Origin of the sequence: Victivallis lenta (genome assembly GCF_009695545.1) — a bacterium.
Taxonomy (GTDB): Bacteria; Verrucomicrobiota; Lentisphaeria; order Victivallales; family Victivallaceae; genus Victivallis; species Victivallis lenta.
The window spans coordinates 1-6,325 of record NZ_VUNS01000059.1 but is presented as its reverse complement, the minus strand read 5'-3'; the positions used below and the strand labels follow the sequence as shown (position 1 = coordinate 6,325).

Genomic DNA, 6,325 nt, shown 5'->3' with positions numbered 1-6,325 from the left:
GCTTTCCGGTGGAGGAGATCGTCAGGCACACGGTCGAGCTGCTGGTGACGAAACTGAACCGGAGACCGCTGACCCCGGGCCGGATGACGCCCGAGATGCCGCTCGTGATCCGCGACTCCGTCGCCGATCGGACGCAAGAGACGCATAATCGTCAGTATGTGAAGTTGCACGGGATTCCCGTCGAACCTTCAAACCGTTTATCTGCAATGCACTGCATTGCCGCCTGATATTTTCTGCCGCCGCCGGCGTCCGCCGCGGCCGTCCGATCTGCTCTTTCCATTATTTGACTGTCGAACATCGTTATCTCTTTTCCTCCGTACCCGTTGAGGGCGTTCTCTGCGTTTCCCGATCGTCATTTCACATACTGACGATTATGCGCAAACGGAGGAAAAAAGAGATGAAAAAGAATCCATTTACCCTGATCGAGCTGCTGGTGGTGATTGCGATCATCGCCATTCTGGCGGCCATGCTGCTCCCCGCACTCAATAAAGCGCGGGACAGCGCTCGCGGAACCCAGTGCGTCAACAATAAAAAACAGGCGATACTGGCTCAGGCGCAGTATGCCGGCGATTTCGACGGATTCTATATCGGCTACATGCAGAATGCGAACAACGACACCGCCGCCGGACTCTGGGTTGCGATCCTCACCAATTCGCCTTCCGCGAACGGAACTTACAACGTGCAGGGCGGCGGCTATATCCCGAAGGCATCTCTGCAGTGCACGACCATTCCGAATATGACGCCTTTCAACAACTGGTCCAGCACGTTCGGCATGGAGCACAGCGGGGAGTGGACCGGCGACCGGCTGAACAGGCTCGGCAACTACATTCAGCGGAAATATCCGGGACCTCCCGAATACTATACGCTGTTTCCGGCGCGGATGACCAATCCGAGCGACGTCCTGGTTTTCGCCGACACCTATCGTTCCACCACGCAGAAGGGGTATCCCCGCTTCGGCTACGGGAGTTTGATGGACAATGCCGCGGTAGCAGCGGCCCACAACTCCCGCATCTCCGTCGCGTTCGGCGACGGGCACGCCGCGCTGCATACCGGCGAGGAGCTCAATTCGATGCCCTACAATCTCCGGACCTGGTACGACTCCAATTACGCCGTGCATCAGCTCGCCAAGTAAGTAAAAAATAAAATTCAAGGAGTTCGCATCATGAGAAAGCATTTCACCTTGATTGAACTGCTGGTCGTTATCGCCATCATCGCCATTCTTGCCTCGATGCTGCTGCCGGCGCTCGGCAAAGCCCAGGCACGGGCCTATCTGGCCAGCTGTATCGGGAACCAGAAACAGATCATCACCGGAATCAATATGTACTGCAGCGACTACCGCGATCTGCTGCCGCCGCATTTCGTCAGCGTGGTCGGTTCCGGCGGGGAAATCCGCTCGCTTTCGGAGGCGACGAACGTCGGGCTCGGCATCGTGGCTGCCGGGGGATACTTCGGCGGCGCGCCCGACTATGCCAAGCGGGTGCGCGACAACGGCGCGGCAAATTCGCTCCGCCGTCCGAATATTCTCCGCTGTCCGGCAAAACCGAACGGCGGCTGGACGAATGAGACGAATTTCGCGGATTATCTTTACACCCGGGATTCGTCGAACGTTTACTGCCAGGCCGACAGCTTCAACAAATCGTTCGCCCGCCTGAAGAACGAGGTCATCACCTACTGTATCAGCGGAGATATGCTGCTTCGCAACGGAGTTGAGGTCAGCAAGCCGATGCCGGAACACAACAACGGCATCTCGGTTTCCCGCGCCGACGGCTCCTGCGGCTGGGTTTCGCTCAACAGCTACCGCAAGGGAACCACGCTGGACGCGCGGCTTAAACTGATCGACGACATGAATTGAAACAGCAACACCCTATTGAGAAGGAAAGAGAACAAGCATGAGACAACGAAAGAGAATTCTGCTGGCCGGCTGCGCCGCAGCCGCGGCCCTGACCGCTTCGGCCGACTCCAATCTGGTGCGCAACGGTTCGTTCGAACGGGCGGGCGGCGACAGTGTGCCGCTCGAATGGAACTTTTCGCGCAGCGGTGACGTTCCGGTCACCGCGTTTTCCACTACGCCGGGCGCCGAAGGTGAAAAGTGCCTGCGGATCGTGAACCGGCAGACCGGGAAGAAACCCAACCGGTTCGGGCTCCTCAGCCAGACGGTCAGCCTCAGGCCGGATACGGATTACCTTTTCAGCTACAAAATCCGCGGGCCAAAGGAGACGAATGCGAACTGGGCCTTCGGCAGCAAGTGGCTGATCCGCCGGCCGGTCGCCGGAGCCTCCGGCGGCGGCTGGACGCAGCATCAGTTCGTCCTCCGGGTTCCGGCGGACAGGATGGAGGGGGAGAACCTCTGCGGCGTCAGGCTGATCACCGAGGGACCCGCCGAATTCGATATCGACGACGTCAGGCTCGTGCCGATGGGAGACAATCTGCTGCTCAACGGTTCCTTCGACGGCATTCCCGGGCAGCTTCCGCCGGGGTGGTCTTACCGGATTTCCGGCGGCGCCGACGTGACGGGCGCCGTTGACGCGGCATCGGCCCTGACCGGAAAAACGTCATTCAAATTCGTCAATACCACGCCGAAGAATGCGAATGTCTACGGCGTTCTGACCCAGATCGTCCGGCTCCAGCCGGAGATCGATTACGTGCTGAAGGTGCATGCCCGCGGGGAGGGGCAGGGAATCACGCTGGCGGTCGGCAGCAAATGGGCCCACCGCCTCGGACTCCAGCCGCTGACCGACAAGTGGCGCACCTACGAGATGCCGTTCCGGCTTGCGAAGGATGAGGTCGGCAAGGATGGGAGCACTCCGGTCGTCATCATCTCCGAAGACGTTGCACCTGGCGTGTGGATCGACGATATCTCCGTCGTGCCGAAAACCGCGCCGAATCTGGGCTCCGCGCTCTGGCAGAAAAACCGGGTTTACGCCGTGGACCGGCTGCCCGGTAAATTCGACGAACTCAAGACGGTTCCGGCAGGGCTGCCTGTTTTCCGGCTGCCGCTTTCCTCGGAGAACGCCGCCGACGGAAAGATGCCGGACGCGAAAAACTTTTCCGCCGACGTGGCGCTCGGTTACGATGACGCCGGCCTGATTCTGCTGGCCCGGGTGAATGACGATGTCTCGCTGCCGGGAGCAGGGAGCGACATGTGGCAGCGAGACAGCATCCAGATCCGCATCGACCGCGCCGCAGCTTTCGCCGCCATGTCGTCCGACACCGATTTCGAAGCGGGCTTCTCGGTCGGCAGGGACGGCGCCGTTCAGAGCTGGTGCTGGGACGGGGGAGCGCAGGCCGGAAAGCCGCTTCCCGCCGAATTGGCGGAAACCCGTGTTTTTCGCACGGAGCAGGGCTATTTCCTCGCAGCCCGGCTCCGCTGGGAACTCCTCGGCGACGTGAAGAAAAGCGGAAAATTCGGCTTTACCATCGTCATCAACGACTCGGATTCCGCCACACACCGTACCGCCTATTTCCTGACGCCGGGGCTGCACGACAAAAAATACGCCACACAGTATATCCAGGCGCTGCTGGATACCGGCAGTCCGGGCGTTCTGGCAAAGCTGCCGTCCACCCCTTCGGCGCAGATTCTGGAAGGCCGGCTGCTGCTTTCGCGGGCTCCGGAGAATGCGGTGCTGACCGCCGAACTCTCCGACGCCGCCGGGAAGAAATTTCTGCGCAGCATTGCCGACATCCGGGGCGTGAAACCGGGCGAACTCGTCCTTGCCCCGTTTTCGCTGACGCTGGACGGGCTCGCCAAAGGCAACTACACGGTTGACTTCAAACTCAACGGCAAGAGCGTCGGCACTGCGCAGGCCGTCAAAGCCGATCTCTATGAACAGCAGAATGAATTGCTGACGGAACTTTGCGCCCGGCTGGAACGGTTGAAGAAAGAGTTCGCATCGGTTTACGGCGACCGCCCGTACGCCGTTTGCGTTTCCGTGCCGATCGCAGTGCTCGACCGTCATCTGCCGTTGCTGCGGAAGCGGTTGAAGAACGCCTCCGGCGACGGTGAAAAACTGTTTTACGCGGAACAGGCCGCGATGACCGCCCGTGAAACCGCAGATATGCTGGACCTTCTCGAAGAGAATCTGAATACGCTCCGCGGCGACGGCAGGCTTCCGGCGGCGTGGAAGTATCAGTCCGGAACGATCACGCTCGAAAACGGGTGGCCTGTGGCCGACGCGGTTTGCGAAGACGGCCGCCGGGAGCGCCGCCCGGTGATCTTCACCGGCTTCGGGCACTTCGGCGACATCGACCGTGACATGACTGTGTTCCCCGGCATGGGAGTCAATGTGGTGCAGATCGAGCTGGGGCCGAGCCGGTTGTTCCCGCGCGAAGGAAAGAATCGTGAATTCGAGCCGGACTATTCCATTGTGAATTCGCGTATTCTTCCGATGCTGGAAAAAGCATGGAAGAACAACAATACGATCGCGCTGCTCATCTCACCTCATTATCATCCCGACTGGCTGCTGAAGAAGTATCCGGAGCTGGCGGCGCCCTCCGGTTTCCTCAAATACGAGGTCAATCAGCCCAAGGCGCGGGAGATGGTCCGGGAGTATATCGCCGCGCTGTTCGGGAAGCTGAAAGAGAGCCCGTATTTCGGTGCGATTCACAGCATCTGCCTTACCAACGAGCCGGTCTATACCGCCTGCCGCCCGGACAATCCGTTCTCCCGGCAGGAGTTCAAAAAGTATATGGAGAAGAAATACGGCTCCATTGCCGAATTCAACAAGATCGCCGGAACCGGGTTCGCCGACTGCGATGCGATGCTCGATGCGGTAACCGGGAACGATTCGGCGGCGAAGTATGAATTCTACACCTTTGCCCGCGAGGCCTTTGCCGACTGGCACCGGCTGCTGGCGGAAGAGGTAAAGAAAGCGGTTCCCGGAATGCCGGTCCACACCAAGATCATGGTGTTCAGCTCCCCGTTCGAATACGCCTCCGGCGTCGATCCCGAGCTGATGGGCGACTTCAGCGAATACAACGGCAACGACAACTACTTTTACCGGCGCGGCCGCTGGATTGCGGACTGGGATGTGACCGCGATGACGCACGAGATCCAGATGTCCGCCAAACCGATGTCGATTGCCAACACCGAGAACCACATCATTCCGGACGGCGAGACGCGCCCGGTGTCGAACGACCACATCTATACGGCGAACTTCCAGCAGTTCATCACCGGCGCGAGTACGCTGGCGACCTGGGTCTGGGCCGATTATCAGTACGATTTTGCGAAGCAGAATCCGTCGCACTCCTTCATCGGAAACATCTTCCTGCGCCCCGGCAACATCGCCGCGCACTGCCTTTCCGGACTCGACGGCCTCCGTCTTGCACCGGAAATCCGGAAGTTCACGGATGATCGGCCGGAGGTGGCGCTTCTCTACTCGCCGACGGCCACCATCCTCAATTCCGGCTCCTATCGTGCTGAAACCGACGCACTCTACACCGCGCTCTGCTTCACCGGCTACCGGCCGCGCTTTCTCACGGAACGGCAGCTCGCCCGCGGCGAATTCGGAAACAGCAGGCTGCTCTATGTGGCCGGAGCGAAAAACGTCTCCCGCGCCGCGCGGCTGGGGATGAAGAAGTTCACGGAGAACGGCGGCCGGATCGCGCTTACACCGGGCAGCCTGGCGCAGGATGAGTTCGGCCGGCCGGCCGCGCCGGATTTCCCGACGGAGCCGGCGGCGCCTGAAAATGCCGCGGCGTTAACGGCGCAGATTCACCGCAGCGGCGTCGCACCGCTACCGGCCGCTGTGAAGGTGGCGCACGAGGACGGCAACAGCGGCATCTTCTTCCGGATGGTTCCGGACGGAAAAGGAGCGTGGCTGGTCAATCTGGTCAACTACAATTTCGAACCGCGCCGGATTCAGCTGGAAGGCGCCGGGAAATGGTTCGATCTGATCCGGGAAGCGGACTTCCAGCCCGAATTCGAGCTTGCCCCGCTGAAACCGCAACTGCTGCGTTTCACTCCGGCCGAGTGACCGTGACAGTACGGCACATTTGAGCTGATGGATGCTGACCGGAGCGCCGTCGTCAGGATGCATGGCGCGGCGCTCTTTTGCGATGCTCATCCCGGAAAAAACACGAGGCATTATGCTTGTTTAACTGCCGTTTCGAAAGAAATCGGCATTTTTTTCGCTTCGGCTCTTGACATTTGGGATCAGATCGTTCATAATAATAGCAGATTCAGTCAAAACGATTTGATTCTTTTTTTTGAATTTTGCTTCAAAACGTTTTGATTGATGATGGATTTGATCAGGTAAGGAAAATTGACGGATATGGCGAAACGAACGGCAACCATTGTCGATGTGGCGAGAGCGGTCGGAGTCTCTCC

5 protein-coding genes are annotated in these 6,325 nt (G+C 59.7%); 4 read left to right on the top strand and 1 reads right to left on the bottom strand.

Annotated elements, in window-relative coordinates; all coding sequences use genetic code 11:
• From FYJ85_RS23455 to FYJ85_RS22620, 4 genes are all read left to right on the top strand, one after another.
• The coding region (locus tag FYJ85_RS23455) for a hypothetical protein (RefSeq protein WP_206213419.1) at positions 1–227 on the top strand (227 nt) is incomplete at its 5' end.
• 170 nt (positions 228–397) lie between these two features.
• A complete protein-coding gene (locus FYJ85_RS24250) occupies positions 398–1,132 on the top strand; it encodes a prepilin-type N-terminal cleavage/methylation domain-containing protein (RefSeq protein WP_177994404.1) in 735 nt (244 codons plus the stop codon).
• A gap of 30 nt (positions 1,133–1,162) precedes the next feature.
• Positions 1,163–1,852 carry a type II secretion system protein gene (locus tag FYJ85_RS22625; RefSeq protein ID WP_154420953.1) on the top strand — a complete coding sequence of 230 codons (690 nt, stop codon included), beginning with the start codon at positions 1,163–1,165 and terminating at the stop codon, positions 1,850–1,852.
• 37 nt (positions 1,853–1,889) lie between these two features.
• A complete protein-coding gene (locus FYJ85_RS22620) occupies positions 1,890–5,972 on the top strand; it encodes a sugar-binding protein (RefSeq protein ID WP_154420952.1) in 4,083 nt (1,360 codons plus the stop codon).
• A gap of 120 nt (positions 5,973–6,092) precedes the next feature.
• Here the strand turns inward: FYJ85_RS22620 and FYJ85_RS23450 are convergent.
• The coding region (locus FYJ85_RS23450; RefSeq protein WP_206213418.1) for a hypothetical protein at positions 6,093–6,325 on the bottom strand (233 nt) is incomplete at its 5' end.